14 protein-coding genes and 2 pseudogenes are annotated in these 17878 nt (G+C 66.6%); 14 read left to right on the plus strand and 2 right to left on the minus strand.

The window, feature by feature from the left end; genetic code table 11:
- Nucleotides 1-108: 108 nt before the first annotated feature.
- The 11 genes from ACQP17_RS05620 to ACQP17_RS05670 all read left to right on the plus strand — a co-directional run bounded on the left by ACQP17_RS05620 (nt 109) and on the right by ACQP17_RS05670 (nt 12021).
- The gene (locus ACQP17_RS05620; protein ID WP_433855248.1) at nt 109-1098 is read left to right on the plus strand and encodes a GntR family transcriptional regulator; all 990 of its coding nucleotides are present in this window, start codon (nt 109-111) and stop codon (nt 1096-1098) included.
- Nucleotides 1095-1592 carry a hypothetical protein gene (locus tag ACQP17_RS05625; protein ID WP_433855249.1) on the plus strand — a complete coding sequence of 166 codons (498 nt, stop codon included), beginning with the start codon at nt 1095-1097 and terminating at the stop codon, nt 1590-1592. Before ACQP17_RS05620 ends, ACQP17_RS05625 begins: the two co-directional genes overlap by 4 nt.
- A 118-nt stretch (nt 1593-1710) precedes the next feature.
- The gene (locus tag ACQP17_RS05630) at nt 1711-2628 is read left to right on the plus strand and encodes an endonuclease/exonuclease/phosphatase family protein (RefSeq protein WP_433855250.1); all 918 of its coding nucleotides are present in this window, start codon (nt 1711-1713) and stop codon (nt 2626-2628) included.
- Nucleotides 2629-2716: 88 nt separating this feature from the next.
- The gene (locus ACQP17_RS05635) at nt 2717-3760 is read left to right on the plus strand and encodes an SAM-dependent methyltransferase (RefSeq protein WP_433855251.1); all 1044 of its coding nucleotides are present in this window, start codon (nt 2717-2719) and stop codon (nt 3758-3760) included.
- Between the two features lie 217 nt (nt 3761-3977).
- Nucleotides 3978-5201, plus strand: a complete 1224-nt coding sequence (locus ACQP17_RS05640; protein WP_433855252.1) for a class I SAM-dependent methyltransferase — start codon at nt 3978-3980, stop codon at nt 5199-5201.
- A gap of 70 nt (nt 5202-5271) precedes the next feature.
- The gene (locus ACQP17_RS05645; RefSeq protein WP_433855253.1) at nt 5272-6045 is read left to right on the plus strand and encodes a uracil-DNA glycosylase family protein; all 774 of its coding nucleotides are present in this window, start codon (nt 5272-5274) and stop codon (nt 6043-6045) included.
- A gap of 99 nt (nt 6046-6144) precedes the next feature.
- A complete protein-coding gene (locus ACQP17_RS05650) occupies nt 6145-6924 on the plus strand; it encodes a nucleoside 2-deoxyribosyltransferase (protein ID WP_433855254.1) in 780 nt (259 codons plus the stop codon).
- A 171-nt stretch (nt 6925-7095) separates the two neighbouring features.
- Nucleotides 7096-8883: an AMP-binding protein gene (locus ACQP17_RS05655; RefSeq protein ID WP_433855255.1), complete on the plus strand. Its 1788-nt coding sequence runs from the start codon at nt 7096-7098 to the stop codon at nt 8881-8883.
- Nucleotides 8880-10016 (plus strand): beta-ketoacyl synthase N-terminal-like domain-containing protein, encoded by a 1137-nt coding sequence (locus ACQP17_RS05660; RefSeq protein ID WP_433855256.1) that lies wholly within the window; start codon nt 8880-8882, stop codon nt 10014-10016. Before ACQP17_RS05655 ends, ACQP17_RS05660 begins: the two co-directional genes overlap by 4 nt.
- Nucleotides 10013-10981: a beta-ketoacyl synthase N-terminal-like domain-containing protein gene (locus tag ACQP17_RS05665; protein ID WP_433855257.1), complete on the plus strand. Its 969-nt coding sequence runs from the start codon at nt 10013-10015 to the stop codon at nt 10979-10981. Before ACQP17_RS05660 ends, ACQP17_RS05665 begins: the two co-directional genes overlap by 4 nt.
- Before the next feature lie 41 nt (nt 10982-11022).
- Nucleotides 11023-12021: a thioesterase domain-containing protein gene (locus ACQP17_RS05670; RefSeq protein ID WP_433855258.1), complete on the plus strand. Its 999-nt coding sequence runs from the start codon at nt 11023-11025 to the stop codon at nt 12019-12021.
- A 73-nt stretch (nt 12022-12094) separates the two neighbouring features.
- Here the strand turns inward: ACQP17_RS05670 and ACQP17_RS05675 are convergent, their stop codons facing one another.
- Nucleotides 12095-12484: a hypothetical protein gene (locus ACQP17_RS05675; protein ID WP_433855259.1), complete on the minus strand. Its 390-nt coding sequence runs from the start codon at nt 12482-12484 to the stop codon at nt 12095-12097.
- Between the two features lie 528 nt (nt 12485-13012).
- Here ACQP17_RS05675 and ACQP17_RS05680 point away from each other — a divergent pair.
- The 3 genes and pseudogenes from ACQP17_RS05680 to ACQP17_RS05690 form a co-directional block, all read left to right on the plus strand.
- Nucleotides 13013-14110 carry a phosphotransferase enzyme family protein gene (locus ACQP17_RS05680; protein WP_433855260.1) on the plus strand — a complete coding sequence of 366 codons (1098 nt, stop codon included), beginning with the start codon at nt 13013-13015 and terminating at the stop codon, nt 14108-14110.
- A 146-nt stretch (nt 14111-14256) separates the two neighbouring features.
- Nucleotides 14257-15009: pseudogene (locus tag ACQP17_RS05685) on the plus strand (ISAzo13 family transposase); the annotation flags it as partial.
- A pseudogene (locus tag ACQP17_RS05690) lies at nt 15003-15484 on the plus strand (IS5 family transposase); the annotation flags it as partial. The pseudogenes ACQP17_RS05685 and ACQP17_RS05690, both read left to right, overlap by 7 nt.
- Nucleotides 15485-15501: 17 nt before the next feature.
- Here ACQP17_RS05690 and ACQP17_RS05695 read toward each other — a convergent pair.
- A complete protein-coding gene (locus tag ACQP17_RS05695; RefSeq protein ID WP_433855261.1) occupies nt 15502-16002 on the minus strand; it encodes a pyridoxamine 5'-phosphate oxidase family protein in 501 nt (166 codons plus the stop codon).
- Nucleotides 16003-17878 lie beyond the last annotated feature (1876 nt).

The following is a 17878-nucleotide window of genomic DNA, read 5'->3' on the forward strand; positions in this document are numbered from 1 at the left end:
CCCTTGACACTGGACCCGCGTCAGCTTCGGGACGATCTCCTCGTCCTACGCCGTGTCAGCCGCAACAGAATGCAGGCCGCTCCTGCATCTGTTGCCCGCAACGTCGACATGATCCGGCGCATCGCCCGCCACTGGGCTCCCTTCGGCAACACCCGTCGCGCCGCAGCCAACGGCTCCGCCGCCGAGGAGCAGCTGTGGGACATCCTGCTGGCGCGTGCCGACCCCGAGCGGTCCGTGACGCAGGGCTACGCCGACGTGGTGGCGTACGCCGGTTCCGTCCGGGAGCTGGTGCAGGCGCTGCTCGACGCCACCCGGCCGGGCACCGCCGTGCCCGAAGTCGCCAGGGCGATCACGGCCGCAATCACCACGGGGGACCTCCCCGTTGGCTTCGAACTGCGGGTGAACCAGGTGGCCGCCGATCTGCGGGCACCTGTCGAGGTGGTCCGGGCCGCGGTGAGCAGCCTCGTCGACAGCAACGTTCTGGAGAGGCGAAGTCGACGAATCTTCCCGGCAGGAAGCCTGGACCTCCACAACGCGCTCGCCACCCACATTGCCGACCGGCTGCGCGCCCAGATCGCCGCCGGCGTCTACGCCCGCGGCAGCCGACTGCCCAGCGCGAAGTTCCTGGCCACCACGGTGTGCAGCGACTCCGCACCCGTGGGACGGGCGCTGCTGATCCTGTCCGCCCAAGGCACGGTGCACATCGGCCCGCGCGGCAGCGAGGTGGCGCAATCCGCCCGTCTCCTCCACCCTGCTCCCACCACACCCCGTTACGACGAGAAGAAGCCACGGTTCAGCCGGGACACGATCGTGGTCACCTGCCGTGCTGCTCATGAGCAGTGGCGCCGTCGCCGCCAGGCTCCGGCCGAGGTGCTCCACGGACGGTGGCGGGACCTGCTCTCCATGGCCGGCCAACTGCTGGCGGCGATCCCGAACCCGGCCCCTGACGTCAGGCAGGAGCGGGCCGCCCTTGCCCGGGCCGCGGAGCTTGCGTCCGCCCCGCTGCCGGATACGCCCTGGCTGCAGCAGTGGCACACCGCCTGCCTGGCCAAGTCCATCAGCGACATCCTTCCTCTGAAGCCCAAGGGACGCCCATGACCGGACGCTTGCACAGCACAGGCACAGCAACCCCGACCCGGTACGAACCGACACAGGCCGAGACCATCCTGACCCGGCTGTCCCCACACTCCACGCGTCTCCACAAGACCGACGCCGACCTGCAGGCGCTACGCGAAGCCGGTCTCGCCTCGGCGATCAGCCATAACCCCCGCCCCCGCATCGCCATCTACGCCATGGTGCGGGAAGGCCAGGACCCCGCCGTACGACTGGCCGTGGCGCGTGGCCTGGCCGTCCGGAACTACTGGCCCCTGGCACAGGCTCCGGCCGTCGACTTCACGGGAATGACCGACCCGGCCACACGACCTCAGCTCGCCCGGCTCCTCGCCTCCCTCGACCGCAGAGCCATCACCGGCATCGTCACGATGTCCCGGGCTGACGTCACCCACCTCAACGACTACTACGAGGAGACCCTCCGGCGGATCCACGCCCGCGGCGGCTTCGTCGCCCTTGCCACCGCCGAGACGGACATCTGACCCGCAGAACCACCGGTCCGTACCCCCGACTTCTCCCGTCACGCCCTGGTCGCGGTGCGGTGCACACCAGTCCGCCCGCTCTTCGTCCGCCAGGACCCCCGAAAGGATCACTCACCGCATGGCCCGCACCATCACCACCCTCTGCTGGAACTTCGAGGCCAACGGCGGCCCCGACCACGACAAGCGCAGCAAAGCCAACCGGCTCCTCGCCTCCCTCGACCCGGACCTGCTCTTTCGGCAGGAGATGTGGGGAGCGTGGGGAGCCGATGCCAAAGGCAAGTCCGTGATGGACAACATGGAGGAGGACCTGGCCCTGCGCGGCTGGCTGGGCCCTTCCTCCCATACCGCCGTCTTCGCCGCCCCGGCTCTCTTCAGCCCCGTGCGTGGGTGGCCGGACAAGGACGCGGAGACCATCTGGAAGATGCCTCCGACCGTCCAGGGCCTGCGATACCGCCCCGCAGGACCTGACGCGGTGCCGCTGGTCTGCGCCTCCTACCACCACAACTACGCCTCATCGACACAACGGCACGCCGAAGCGGACTGGGCGACGACCTTCGCCGACAAGACGTGGACCACCCCTATCGGGATGGACGTCAAACTGCCCGTGCTGATGGGCGGAGACCACAACAGCTACCCCGTCCCCGGCGCCCCCGGCGATCTTCCGCTGCCGGTCCTGGAAGAGATCCGTGACCGGCGACACCGCGTCCACCGGTCCTGTATCGGGCCTGACGGGACCAGGCGGATGTGCACCTGCCCGGACGAGACCCTGCGCACTGCCGGCCTGGAAGACGTGGCGCGGCACATTGCCGCCCGCACCGGCAACACCCGCGCCCTGGCGCGGACGGTCACCGGCTGTGCGAGTCACGGGCCGGATGCACGTGTCGACCGCATCTACGCCTCGGATGTTCTGTTGCCCGCGGTGGCGGATGTCGAAGTGATCGAGGTGCCTCTCGACATGTCCGATCACCACATCGTTCGTGCGGTCCTGGATGGCGATGAGCTCGCCCAGGTCCTCACCCACACCACTGTCCGATGAGCGGCGTGCTGCTGAGGAGGCAGCGGTCCGAGACGGGTAGTTCCCCATCTGCTTGCCGAGTTTCCGTCCGCCCGCCCCGGAGCGCCGCATGACGTCTCAACTCGCCGACGATCGGGTAATCCAGCCCCAGGAACCGCGAATCTACGACTACCTGCTGGGTGGCAAGAACAACTCCGACGGGGACCGTGCCTTGGGTGACGCGCTCGTCCTCACAGCGGACTGGCTACCGCGAGCAGCGCAGATCAACCGCGCGTATGGCGCGCGAACCGTGGCGCACATGGCCAGGAATGGGATCGCCCAGTTCCTGGATCTGGGGTGCGGCTACCCCCCGCCGCCCTGTCTTGAAGTGCCGGACACCCATGAGGTGGTTACGTGGGTCCGGCCCGATGCCACGGTCATCTGTGTCGACCACGACCCCGTAGTAGCCACGCACGCACGGGCTCTTCGCGCCGGCCGTCACCATGAACACGGAGTCGAGTGCGTTGACATCCACAAGATCCGTGACCTGCTCGCCGCGCCGGAGGCCCAGCGGCTGGATTGGGCCCGGCCCATAGGAGTTCTGCTGAACGGCATGCTGGAGTGGATTCCTGACGACGCCGAGGTGCACCAACTGCTCGCCGATCTGCGGGACCTGCTTCCCGCGGGCAGCGCCATCAGCATCAACCACAGCACCGGTGACATGCGACCCGACGAGGCCCGAGACGTCGTCGCCCTCTACGAGCAGCACGGTCTGAATTTCCGTCCGCGCAGTGAGGCCAAGGTCCGCGCCCTCCTCGCCCCCCTGGCCCCTCGAAGACCGCGGCCTCCTGCCTACCGGCTGGTGGCACCCGGATTCGCTGTACGCCGGACTGCCTGCCGCCCAATCCGGGGCGTACGCCGCGGTGATGCTCCACCCAGACCAGAACAGGGACCTCCATGCCCGGTGACCAGCTCCTTCTCGACGTGCCGGTGCTGTCCTCGCGCATCCAACTCAGTGGCGAAGCGCGTGCTACCTACCGCGCCACCGTGGCCTGCGCATACAGCGAGGGGGGAGCACGGCATCCGTGCCATCGCCAGCCACCGCCGCCGCGTGGGCCCGGGCACACGACACCGACCAGCCGTCCCACGCGCGCCACACCGGCACATCCGCTGAACCCGCTGCCGCCCGAGCTGTTCAGCCTCGGTGGGCAGGTCGAACGGAGGGGGCTCGTCGTCCTCCAGCCGTTGGTCACGCCGACGCGAAGTTCACGTTCCGTGTCACCACGAAGGGTGCCCGTGAAGGCGAGCACCCGCTTGGTCCTGCCAACCAACAGAGGGCGCAGTGCCGCCGAGGGACAGATGCCTACATGAGTCCGAAGAACACATACTGGATGAACTACACCATTAGCGTCGCGCAAAGGGCGTCGCAATCAAGCCGGCGGGTCAGCGTTGCGCTCGTTTCTGAACACGACGAGTTGATTTGCTCCGCTTTCGAGGGAGAAGTACGCGGCGCATCCTGGTATCGCACCCTGCGGAGCAAAATTCAAAAACTCGGAACAGCCAGCGCACACAGCGCATATCTGACGATCAACACCCTGTCAGGGGACAACTCGTTTGAGCTCGGCGACCTCTTGAAGGACGTGCACATCGACAGAGTCCATATCGGTCTGCCAGACCCCGCCCTGACGAGTTACCTCGACGACGATCCCGTCACTGCACGAGGGCGCATACACCGCTTCCCCGACGATCTGCAGCGCGAGATCCTCGCTCAGAACCAAGGCGTCTACGCAGCGAGTGAACAGAACATCGAGTGCAATCCCCATTACTCGACACATCGCATTAGTGAGACCGTTTCCTCCAGGCTGACGTCGAAGGGGTTCGTGCTTTCCAGGAGTGATGTCAATGCGAACAGAGGGAGGGCTGCGCTGGCTTCGCTACTGCGGCATAGGTACGGGATCGAGCACGAAGAGGCTGATCGCGCCGTTGGCGACGCATTGTCCGAAGCGTTTGACTCGAAGTACGGCACCTATGACTACGCGTTCGATGCTCGTGCCGCCAACCTGAGATGGACCGACGACTTCATGTCGGTTTACGGGAAGTCGTCCACGAGGTCCCTACCCGCCGTGAACGTCCTCAACGTCGGCGTCGGCGCTGGCTACGAAGCAGTAGCGTTGTTTGCAGATTGCCCTCAGATCACCTTCGTTGACATCGCGGAGCGTGGCCTGTCCAATATAAGCGGTCGCATTCCGTCGTCGAAAACTGTCGTCTCCAGCGCCGAAGACCTGTCCGCTTTACCGGACAACAGTTACGATCTGTATGTCTCATTGAGGACGTACAACTCATCTTTCTTCGATACGTCCGCAGCAGCGTCAGAGGCACGCAGAGTGCTGAAGTCCGGTGCGGTGATTATCGTCTCCGTGGCCAACGGATTTCTGTATACTCAGCGAGGCTGCGTCACCCCAGGGCTGATTGTTCCTGGCACTGACTTCGTCGACATCTACCGCGGGATGGGCACAGCCGATCTGATTGCCGCGGAGCTTGATCGTATCGGATTCAAAGAGATCCGAATGTTCCCAACGAGTACCGAGATTTACTTGTCGGCTGTCACCGCCTAGCGTTTCCACCGCCGCTCCGGCCTGTACGTTCACGACGTGCCATCAGCTCTGCGGGGCGAATGGATCGCAGGTGGCCTGGCGCGGCGGGATCTTTCAGGGTGACCAGCGTGAAGGAAGGACTTCTGCAATGAACGGGCGAACGACTGTTGCCGGTCGGATCCTGCAGTTCAACGAAGAACTTGCGGAAACGACGCTTGAACTGCCTCCTGGATTCAAGGTCATCAACCCGTTCAACGGCCCCCAGAAGGACCGTGTCCGGGAGGTGACGACTGCGTTTTACCACAAGTACTACGACGACGATAAGCCACGCTGCCTGGTACTGGGGAGCTCGCCCGCCCGACGCGGAACGGCCGTGACCGGGGTCCCGTTCGAAGATGCCAAGCTCCTCGAAAGCGAAACGGGAGTCGATGTCGAGGGCTACGCGGTGAGCCGGCCTTCCGCCGGGTTTCTGCACGACGTCATCAGCCGCTACGGGGGCCGCGGCAAGTTCTATGCCGACTTCGTCATGAGTTTCGTGTGCCCTCTTGGTCTGGTGAGAACGAACTCCAAGGGAAGAGAAGTCAACTGCAACTATTACGAGAACAAGAAGCTGCTGGAACTCCTGGGCTCTTTCCTCGCGGACACCCTGGAACGCCAGCTGGCATTCGGAATTGACGCCTCTGTGTGCTACTGCATTGGCAGTGGCGAGAACTTCGCATACCTGTCGAAGGTGAACGAAGGCCAGCGCTTCTTCCGGAAGATCGTGCCTCTGGAGCACCCGCGTTTCATCACCCAATACAACGGGGACAGGAAGGAAGAATTCGCCGAAAAGTACCTCGGCGCCTTCCGTGGGCAAGGTGATTAGTCGTTGGGTCGTCCGGAACGCTTGCCAATCTCTCGGCTGAATAGACGAAGGTCCTTAAAGATCCGAACGCGCTGGAACGAGAAGAAGGAGAGCAGTACATTGGCGGCAGAAGGCAGGGTCCTGGTCCACTTCGACTCGGAAGGCGTGGGCGTCTACCGCTTCCAGGGCGGCGAGTTGAAACTGCTCAAAAGGGAGCGGCTGGCGTTCGAAGGCATCCGCACGCGCGAGGTGCTGGCAGAAAGGGTGGGCGAGTTCTGCGTCGGGCTCACGGAGTTCAGCGAGGTCGTTGACAACAAGACCACGCGCCTGCACGCCACCGGCGTCTTCCAGCAGCTCCCACAGTCGGAAGCGGCCGCACTGGTCAACAGCCTCTATGTCGACACCGGCCTCTACTTCAACATAGTCCGGCCCGAGCTGGAGCAGTTCTACCTGGAAGCGGGCATGTCCGCGTGCGGGTCGAACGACATGATGGAGGGCCTGACCCGGCGAGAATTCCGGAATGCTGTTGTCTGCGGCAGCTTCCAGCAGTCTCTGGGGTACATCGAGGACGTCATCTCCCGTCTGCGCGGGAGGGGTACCGCGGTGCTAAGCCCCCCTTCAACGAGGGTCAAGCCGGAAACCGTGGGTACTGACTTTATCCTCTTCGACTACCAGGATCCCCTGAAGAACGAACGCGACACGTGGCGGCACAAGTACATGCACCTGGACGCGTTCAGGCAGGCCGACGCTGTGGTCGTATGCAACCCCGGTGGCCGCGTTGGAAAGGGAACCATCTTCGAGCTCGGCTACATGTCCGCGCTTTCCAAGAGGGTCATCTTTACGGAGGATCCCCAGGGCGTTTCTGTCCTGTTCCCCTGTGAGGTCGGCCTGGAATCTTGAGCATTCCTGTCGAGCGCTGCGGCACCCTGTCCCGCTCTCCAATCCCTGACCGGAAACAAGCGGCGTTCCGGCGAAAGGATCAGGGCCGGGAGCAGGTCTGCGGCTCGCTCTCGCTGCCTGTCTCACCAGGTCTACTTCTCGGCTACTAAGATACGGAAAGGACCCCAGCCGGTGCGCGATACAGAACCCATAAATATAGTCCTCGACAGGCTACGAGAGATCGTGGCGTCTGTCCTCGAAGTCGAGAAGGACGGCATCGAGTCCGGTGCCCTGTTCTACGAGGAACTCGGGATGAGCTCCCTGGAGAAGGTTGCGATCACGGTCGCGATCGAGCGCGAGTTCGGAGCCCTGTCCGCTGAGGGAGCAGCAGCCCTCACCAGCCTGGACGCCGCGGTGTCCGTGCTCAGCGAGCGGGCGACAAACCTCCGCACGGTCGACCTGCTCGACCACCTGGTGGCGGGTCATGTCTCCGCCGGCCGGGGCGAAAGGATCAGCTACCTCGACCCCCAGGCGGGAGAGATCACCTACGCCGCCCTCCTGGAGGCGGCACGTGGGTACGCGGGCGCACTCAGGGCGGCAGGCGTGCCTGAGTGCGCCCGCGGTCTCCTGGTCGCCGACGACTCCGTGGCGACCGTCGTCGCCGTCCTCGGCTTGTGGTGGCACGGCGGCGTCCCCGTGGTGATCAGCCCGATGCTCACGGACGACGAAGTCCGCTACATCGCCGAAGACTGCGCCGCCGCGATGGTGCACCTCGACGCGGCCCCCACGCGGCAACGCGCCCTGGAGAAGCTGTTCGCCACCACAACCCAGTTCGCCGGCGCGGACATCCTCGCCGATCTGGCCCCGGCCGAGCCCGGCCCCGCACGCCGCCCGCAGGACGCCGGGCCCCCGGCCACCTGGAGTGCAGGGCGCGAGGCGCTGGTGCAGTACACCTCCGGAAGCACCGGCATGCCCAAGGGAGTCCGGCACTCGGCGGGAGCGATCGCGGCCATGGCCGACGGCATCGGCACGGTACTGGCGCTGACCCCCGAGGACACTGTGCTCTCCAGCGCCCGGATGTCCTTCGGCTACGGCTTCGGCAACTCCGTCCTGTGCCCCCTGGCAGCCGGCTCCCGCGTAGCACTCATCCGCGGCACGGTCGACGTCCACTCACTCACCGCCGCGCTCCGGCACCACCAACCCACCGTGCTGTTCTCCGTCCCACGGCTGTACGCCGCGCTGCTGAACGCCTCCCAGACGGCGGCACTCGCCTCCGACTCCGTGCGGCTGTGCGTGGCGACGGGCGAGAATCTGCCCGCTCCGCTCAGTGAGCGGATCCGCACCGCTTTCCAAGCCGACCTGCTCAACGGGCTCGGCGCCACCGAGGTGCTCTACACCGTCGTCGGCACCCCGCCGGGAAGTGAGCGTCCGGGCACCTTCGGGCTCCCGGTACCCGGGACCACCGCGACCATCCGCGCCGCGGACGGCACGCCCGTCCCCAACGGGGAGGAGGGCCGACTCCACATCGCCGGCCCGACCGTCGCCCTCGGCTACATCGGCCGCCCGGAGGCCGCCGCGGTCACCTTCGCCGACGGCGGTGCCTACACCGGCGACATGGTGCGCCGTGCGCCGGACGGCACATTCACCCATCTCTGCCGCACCGACGACCTGCTCAACCTGGGCGGCTACAAGGTCTATCCGGGTGAGATCGAGAACGTCATCCGAGGCGCGGAAGGGGTCCAGGACTGCGTGGTGGTCGGCGGCCGCGATGCTGACGGCCTGGAGCAAGCCGTGGCCTATCTGGTGGTCCGACCGGGATGCGACACGACCGTGGTGCGGCGCGCGGTACTCGCCGCGATCCGTGGCGGTCTCGCCGCCTTCAAGCGGCCCGCCCGTCTGGAGTTACTCGACGAGCTGCCGACCACGTCGACCGGCAAGCTGGCCGCCTTCGAGCTGAGGAAGGCGGCTGGACAACCGTGACCTGGAACATTACGGGCATGGCCGCCGTCGCCAACATCGGTGCCAGCCCCGAAGAGATATTCGCCGCGCTGTGCGCGGGCCAGGAGAGCCGCACGCCTCTGCGAGCGTTCGACCCCGACAAGTACAGGGCGGCCTACGCCTACGAGATCGACGACCGGCCCGAGGGCGGTATCGACATCCCGCGCCGTGCCACCCGCTGGCTCACCACCGTCGTTCGTCAGGCAGTCGTTGACGCGGGCCTGGGCGAGGATCTGTCCCAGGTACCCGTCCTGGTCGGGACCACCATGCGCGAGCAGCGCAGCCTCGAACTGTGGTGGCGCGACCACGCCGAAGTCGTTCTCGAAGAGCTGCACTTCGGCACCGCCCTGAGGGAGACCTTCGGGGCGTCCACCACGTACACCTTCGCCAACGCCTGCTCAGCCACGCTGTACGCGCTCGGCATGGCCACCGACATGATCGAGTTAGGAATGGCCGACACGGTCGTCGTCGCCGGTACCGACGCCGCCACCGAGAGCGGCTTCGGCACGCTCGACCGGGTGCAGAACGATATCCCCGACGCGCTGCGCCCCTTCGACGCCACGCACAAGGGCATGCTGATGGGTGAGGGCGCGGCAGCCGTCGTTGTCCAGCGCACCGGCACTGGCAGAGGGCCCGTGCACGCCCGGGTGCGCGGTGTGTCCATGAACTGCGACGGCCACCACGCCACCGCGCCCGACCCGGACGGCATCACACGCGCGGTCCAGGACGCCTACCGCAGGGCCGGGGTACGGGCGGAGGACATCGATCTGGTGATGCTGCATGGCAGCGGAACCCGCCTCAACGACGTGACGGAGTCGAGCGTCTTGAGCCGCATATTTCACGGCGCCGGAGCCGGTCCACGGATGACCGCCATCAAGGCGATGACCGGCCACACCCTGGGCGGTTCGGGACTCCTCAGCCTGCTGATGGCGGTGCTCGCCATGAAGGAAGGGACGGTACCCCCGGTCCTGGGACTCACCGACCCGATCCCCGAGGCCGCAGGACTGGGCCTGGTGCAGGGCGCCCCCGCATTCGGCGGCCTGACCATCGCTCAGGTCGACGCGTTCGGCTTCGGAGGGATCAACGCCGTCGCGATCGTGGAGGCAGCCCGATGAGCGGGACGAGTACCGCACGGATGAGCATCCCGAGCGTCCGGGAGGTCGTCGTCACGGGCATCGGACTGGCGCTCCCCGGTGTCGCGACGTACGGCGACCTCCTCGGACCGCTGCCCGGCGAGGGCGGCTTCGACCCGGCAACCGGACTTCGCGGACGCGAGCTGCGCCACAAGAACCGAGCGTCCCGGCTCGCCCTGCGGGCTGCCGAGTCCGCCCTCCACGACGCGGGCCTGACCGACGCCAACGCGACGTTCACGGGCGTGGCCGATGCGACCGCCGTCGTGGTCAGCACCAACGTGGGCAACGCGGACAGCGTCTGCGAAGCCACCGACATCATCGCCAGGGAAGGCGTCAGGGGCCTGAGCCCGTTGGGCCTCCCCCAGACCTCAAGCAATGTCGTCGCCGGCTGGGTGGCCATCCGCTACGGGCTGCGCGGCCCCAACCTCACCGTCTGCAACGGCGTCACCAGTGGGCTGGACGCCCTCGCCTGGGCTCGGAATCTCATCGTGGCCGGGCGCGCCGAAGCAGCCGTCGTCGTCGGCGTCGAACCGGCTAACGAGGTGGCGACGAGGCTGCTCGGCGAGCAGTCCACCGACGCAGCGGTCGCGATCGTCCTTGAACCAGCGGACGCAGCCGCTTCCCGTGGCGCGCGGCCGCGCGCCACGATCGCCGGGTACGCACGGGCCCGGGACCTCGCCGCGGCGCTGGCCTCCTCCGGTGTGACGGAGGAGAGACCCGTCGGACTGTGGCTCGTCAAAGAGGCGGACGCCGGGGCGGGCCAGCTGCTCGCAGCCACGCGCCGGATCGACCTGGAAGCCCAGCTGGGCCCGCTGTCCGGGGTACTGGGAGTCCTGCAGTGCGCCGCTGCGGCTGCCCATCTGGAGAGCGACGCCACCGGGAACGTGCTCGCCACGGCTGGAGGCCCTCGCCACGACGCGGCAGCCGCTCTGCTGCTGACCCCTTGACCGACCAGTCGTCCATCCACGTAGGAGCCAGGGGAACACCAATGACCACTGCGTCCGTGAACATCGAGGAGCTCCGCGCTGTGATAGCCGGCGTCCTGGAAGTCGAACCCGAGGAGGTCATCGACGAGGCGCACTTCGCCGACGAGCTCGAGATCGACTCGCTGCTGATGCTCGAGATCTCCACCCGCGTGGAGACCGCGTTCGACGTCCCGGAGAACACCGTGGTCATCAGCGGTGCCAGCACCCTCGCCGAGCTGCACGCCTTCCTAGTCTCGAACCTCGCCGACAAGGCATCGGCCAGGCCGGTCATTCGCCCGAGGCCGCTGAGCGACCCAGCTATGCGCCTGTTCCTGTTCCATCACGCCGGCGGCTCACACCTTCTCTACCGGGGCTGGGCGGACCAATTCCCAAGGGACTGGGAACTCTGCCTCTTGGAGGCGCCCGGCCGAGGGCAGCTGCAGACCGTGCCGCTGATCGACGACTGCGACCTGCTGGTCGACTACTTCCACACCGCGATCGCGCCACTGCTCGACCGGCCCTTCGGGTTCTTCGGCCACAGCATGGGCGCACTCATCGCCTACCAGCTCACCCGCCGACTTCACCACGAGGGGGGCCCGCTCCCGGCCTGGCTGGGTGTGTCCGCCTACGGCGCCCCGCGAGGCGAGGCCGGCGCCGACGGCCGCCCTCACCTGATGTCCGACGACGAACTGCGCGGCTGGCTGTGGAACGTCGGCGGTAGCGCGCCGCAGCTCCTCGACAACGAGGCTGTCTGGCGCACGTTCGCCCCGGTGTTCCGCAACGACTTCAAGCTCCTGGACACCTGGGCTCCTCCCCGCACCCCCGAGCCGCTGCCCGTTCCGCTCTCGGTATTCGGGGGGCGCCGCGACAAGCTGATCGGCGAGGACCGTCTGCTCTCCTGGCAGGCGTTCACCACGCACTTCCGCGGACTCGAAAGCTACGAGGGCGACCACTTCTACTTGGTGAACAACCGGCCTCTCGCTGCCGCCATCACGGCCGATATAGGTTCCGCCACTGCTTGAGCACGATCCCACCACCACGCCACCCGCTGGATGATCTAGCCCAAGGGGGACTGCGGGGGGTGTGAGGGGGCGCTCAGGCGTCGGGGTCGACTGACGGGTGCGTGAACCGCACCGGCCTGTCCAGCGACCGGGCGTAGGCGATTTCGGCTCGGGTGCTGACTCCGATGTAGTCGCCGACTACGAGCACCTCATCAGCAAGCAAGATCTTCGACCGGTGCAATGCGTCGAGTCGAACCTTCAACGCCTCGGCCTCGACAGGATCGGACCAGAGTTCGTGCGGCGACTTCAGGTCGCAACCCGGCTTGACGACAATCCGTCCGGCTTCGGTCTCCCGCACATCGGCCTCAGCCATTTCGGCCATGAAACGAGTGGAGCCGCAAATCGCAACAATTCGTGGAAGACTCAGCTGCTTCTTCGCCTCGGCCAGCTTTTCCTCGGGGGTGATCACTTGCGGGGATGACACTGATTCCTCCTGGTGGTGCGGCCCGAGGGATGCCTGCGGAGACGAGAACGAAGCGCCCAAGATCATCTTTTGGTGAACGACGTGGACACCCGTGCGCCCGCACTTTATGCGACGAGCATCCCTACCTGGTGCCGCGGCGCCCGCCGGTCGGCCCTACACCCCGTCTGTGCGATGCCGAACTGGTCGCCCTCGCCCCGAAGAGCCGGTGTCGGTTACTGCGTTCATCGCCTCTATCAGCCGATTCACGCGGCATGGGGCCGCGGTGTCGGTTTGGTCGGCCGGTCCCCTGCCGGCTGCTGGTGGCGATGGATCGGGGCTCGGGTACTGCGGCAACCCGAACGAGGGAGGCGCAATCAGATGACCGCGTTGACGAAGCGTTGTCCGTCGGCGAGCTTGCGGCCCAGGCGCGGCCCGCCGCGGCCCGCTGAAGACCTGGCGGCCACGGTCCGTGCCCGCCACCGGACCGCCCCGACCACCTGGCCCGCCCATCATCTGACCGCTATCGCTGTGCGCTTCGACGAGGAGACCATGTCCACCACATCTCAGCAGCCCGCCCCCAAGCCTCTCGCCGCGCCTTCCCTACCCGGCCGCACCGCGGAGGAGGAGCAGATCACGGCGGTCGCCGCCACGCTGGTGCTCGCGTACGGGCTGCAGCCGGCAGACATCACGCGTATCCCAGAAGGCACCGCGACGGACAACTACGCCGTCGTGGACCAGGCGGGCCGTCGGCACTTCGCCAAGGTCTACCGCACTAGGGAACACCTGGAACTGGAGCGGGCGTCGGTCGAGCTGTCCGAGTACTGCGCCGACGGAGGTGTCGCGACCGCGCGGGCAACCCGCACGCGCGAGCACGAACTCATCGTGACTCACGGCCGCCTGCCCATGTCCCTGTGGTCGTACGTGCCGCACACCGAGACCGCCGAAGGCGGCCTGACGGGTGCACGGTGGGCAGCCGTCGGCACAGCGATGGGGCGCCTCCACAGCCGGCTCGCCGCTCACCCCGCCGCCGCCCCCACCCTGCAACCTGGTGCGGTGTGCGACGTGGCCGCTTCACGGGACCGCTTCAAGCACCTGATCCATGCGTACCAGCACATGCCCAGGCTCGGGGAGTTCGAGACGTGGGCGCTGCAGGCGGCGCGCGAGCGGCAAGCCATCCTGGGGGACGTCGAGCGCGCCCTTGCTTCGCTTCCACAGCTATCCGTCCAGGTCCTGCACGGCGACACGGCCGGCCCCAACGTCCTGTTCAAGGACAACGAGGTGGCCGCGATCGTGGACTTCCGACCGCCCGCACCCGGGTACCTCGCCTGGGAGATCGCGCGTCTTGGCTGCGACCCCAAGAGCGTGCTGGACAACAGTGCGGAGAGCTGGCTCACCGGATACACCGATCTCACCCTGGCCTACCGGGACGCCAACCCGAAGGCGTCCGTGGACGACCTCGTGTCCTCGCTGCGTGTCGGCTGTGCAGCCATGCTCTGCTCGGCCTTTCCGCTGTCGGTACCAGTGGAACGACCGCACATCGTCGACGCCGCTATGGAGGCTTACGGGCGGGTGCGGCACGAGGCAGCTCTGATACTGCTGGACCGGCTCCCTGTGATGGAGGAGGCCCTGCGTGACGCTCTCCGCTGAGTTCATGACCCCCATGGCCGGCATCACTCACGCAAGCACCCCGGACAGCGAACTCGCCTGTCCGAGCCCACGGTCATAGCAGGGCACTTAGAGGGCTTGCCGGGAAACAAGTCGTGGCTTCCAGCTGCGGGGGTCGTTGTTCTGGTATGGGGAGACCGGAGGGGATCGAGGCTGTCCTGGCGGCGAAGTTCCAGGCGCTGTTGCCGCATCTGGACGAGTGCCAGCGTCGACTGGCCATAGGGGCGGAAGCGCGGTCGCTGGGGCATGGCGGGATCAGGCTCGTCGCCGCTGCAGCCGGGATCCGGGAGGGCACGGTCTCGCGTGGTGTGGTTGAACTGGAATCCGGTCAGGCCCCGTTGGGGCGGATACGTCATCCCGGTGGAGGGCGTAAGAAGGCGACCGACTTGGACCCGGAGCTGCGAACGGCACTGCTGGCGCTGGCCGAGCCCGACGAGCGGGGCGATCCGATGTCGCCGCTGCGCTGGACGACGAAGTCGACCCGTCACCTGGCCGGCGAGCTGACCCGGCAGGGCCACCGCGTCTCGGCGGAGACCGTGGCCGACCTGCTGCGTGAGGAAGGCTTCAGCCTCCAGGCCAACGCCAAGACCGTCGAGGGCAAGCAGCACCCGGACCGCGACGGCCAGTTCCGATACATCAACGAGCGGGCCAAGGAGCACCAGGCCGCCGGGGACCCTGTGGTCAGTGTCGACACGAAGAAGAAGGAAATCGTCGGCAACTACAAGAACGCCGGCGCCGAGTGGCACCGCGAGGGCGAACCGGTCCGGGTGCGGACGCACGACTTCCCGGACCCGGAGCTGGGCAAGGCCATCCCGTACGGGATCTACGACCTGACCGCGAACACCGGATGGGTCGGCGTGGGTACCGACCACGACACCGCCTAGGACGGTCGCGCGGCGGCTTCACCACAAAGCTTCACCTGGCCGTCGAACAGGGTCAAAAGCCCATGTCGATCGTGGTCACGGCCGGGCAACGCGGCGACTCGCCCCAGTTCGAACCCGTGCTGGAGAAGGTCCGTGTTCCCCGCACCGGGCAAGGCCGGCCGCGCGTCCGCCCCAACCGCGTACGCGCCGACAAGGCTTACGCCTCCCGCAAGAACCGCGCCTACCTGCGTCGTCGCGGGATCCGTTGCACCATCCCAGATAAGGCCGACCAGGCCCGGAACCGCAAGAAGCATGGCTCCTACGGAGGCCGACCACCGAAGTTCGACTCCTCCGACTACCGCGAGCGGAACGCGGTCGAGCGCGGCATCAACCGAGCAAAAGGCACCGTGCCGTGGCCACGCGGTACGACAAGCTCGCGGTCCGCTACGAGGCGACCATCCTCGTCGCGGCCATCAACGAGTGGCTGCAATGACGCTCAATCGCATCTTGCTACCGTTCGTCCGCAGTCGAATTACGAAAAGTGATCATTCGGTCGGGCTCGATCCGAGCCCACGGCAGATCCCGCATCCAGCTCTCCCACGCCTCGCGCCCGTACACCGAGATCAAGAACGCCTCCGTCCCCGGCTCCTCCGCCGGAATCACTTCCTGCGCCGTGCCGTGCACTGTGATCTGGAACCGCTCGTCATCGATGACCGAAGCCGAAACAGCAGGACGGGCACGCAAGTGCCGAAAGCGCAGGGAATCAGCGCCCGAGCCGAAGTGAAGACGGGCCCGGTAGAACAGCCCGTCAACCGGCCCAACCCGCGGCTCTCCTCTGGCAGGCGTGGTGGCAAGGGCCATCACACGCATTGAGCCCATCTCGGCGACCACACCTGCGGCGTCGAGCCGCCGTTCAGCGGTGACGATCGAGCGAAGGTGCGCGCCAGCCGCAGCATAGGAATGATCGATCAGGTGCTGAAGCCGTTCCAAGTCCTCAGGAGTCTCGCGCATCTCATTGAGCCTGTCAGATGGCTGCACTCCGAGCGAATGACTATCGAGGGCACTTCCGACACACGCCCTAGACGGTCAACGGAAGCAAAGCCATCAGAACTCCTTACACACAGGGGAGGAAACGCGACGAACCACATCATGTCGCCACCCCTGGCCTTCAGCCAGAGGCTCCGCCACCGGCCCATCGATCGAACGCCTGCCGGAGCAGCGGCTCGCCGCCGCATCAGGCCGGTACGGCTGGGCTCAATGCCGAGTGTCAGGGGCGCTTACCCCGGCGAAGCCCCCGGCAGGACGTCAGGAACCGCCACGCGGCCCAGCAAGCCCTGGCGCGAGACCACCGTGCACTGCCTACCGCTGCACCTACATGCCCCGCGCACCCACGTTGAGCCACACAAAGTGGATGTCTCGGTCAGCCCAAGGGATCCAACGAGTCGCCAGTAGAGGTCGACTGAGTGAGCAGCAGCGACACAGAATGGATAGCAATAGAATTGATTGACTAGTCGAGACGCGAGTCGATAGGCTTCCCGAGTGGACCTTGATAGGTGAACCGGGGAGACGTCACACGTGAGAACTTGACATGCGCCGGGAACCGACTCGGCTCGACACCAACGCTGCGGCACAGCGTCAGCGGTGCAGAGCCACGGCCATCCGCCTGTCAGCGGCCACGACCTGGCAACCACACATGCTCCTAGCAAACTCGTTGACCTCGGACCCAAAGTGACCTGGAGAATCCAATTGAGCAAAGAAATCGCCGAGTTGCCGGAGTCGCAGTACAGCACCGCACACATCCGAGCCACGTGGGGCGGAACGGGAAGCGTCACGGACGCATCGAAGGCGTTGGGCTTTTCGCGGGCGAAGGGCTACGCACTGGTTAGTCGGGGTGAGTTCCCGTGCCGGGTACTCAGGGTTGGCCACTCGGCTCGCGTCGTCACCGCGTCCTTGCTACGCGTGCTTGAGAGCGGAGAGCCGGAGTACAACGTTCCTCGCGCCAAATCCCACACGTCCTCATAGCCGTTGCTCGACGACGTCTCGCCGGAGCATGCCGACGGGGCTTCTTCGGCTCACGCGCTCTCTCACCGATCCGTGACGGGAGCATGGCCGTTCGGGCCTGACCAGGCGGAAGGTCTCCCGGGCGGGGGGATCACGGCTTACCGTATGCGCTTCAGGATGCCTGCTGAAGGAGGCCGGTGTGGCGGCTCTGGTGGAGTTGACTGCTGGTCCTTTGACGTGTGTGCGTCGGCGGTTGAGGGCTTGATCGATGGCGGTGGCGATCGCCTCAGCTGTGTGTGGACACGCTCTGGGTAGTACTCGTACTTCGCGGAGCGCCATCCCCGTTCGATGTCGTTGAGCTCCCCACTTCGGGATGAGGTAGAAGAGTTCGATACCGATGGCGGCCAGCTCTTCACGGCGACCTTTGAAGGCCCGAGCCACATGTGTGGAGGCGTTGTCCAGCACGACAGTGCACGGCCGGACGCGAGTGAAACCATCGGGCGGCTGGGCCAGAGCAGCCCCGCCGCCGGGAAGCGGCCCGCTGTGTGCACACGAACTCCAGAGCATGGATGTATCAACCTTGCCGCAGTTCTCCCACGCCAGATCGGCGTGCGCACCTACCGACAGGCCCCGAGGACGTTCACTCGCCGGCCCTTCGTGTCCTCGCGCGGTACGACAGCCCGCTGCCCGGCCCGTGACCCGGTCTGTCCGGTGGGCACGGTGGGGGCGAACCCGCTCTCGTCGAGGAAGTACAGGTCCCTCACGCCCGCTTGCGTGCCCAGCCGTAAAGCCGTAACTCTTCTACTTGGCTCGTGCAGCCTGCTGGAGGACGGGATCGACCTTGGGCCGCAGCGTGTCCGCGTGCGTTTCCATCGGGATCCTTCTC

Source organism: Streptomyces kronopolitis, from assembly GCF_050953795.1.
Classification (GTDB): Bacteria; Actinomycetota; Actinomycetes; order Streptomycetales; family Streptomycetaceae; genus Streptomyces; species Streptomyces kronopolitis_A.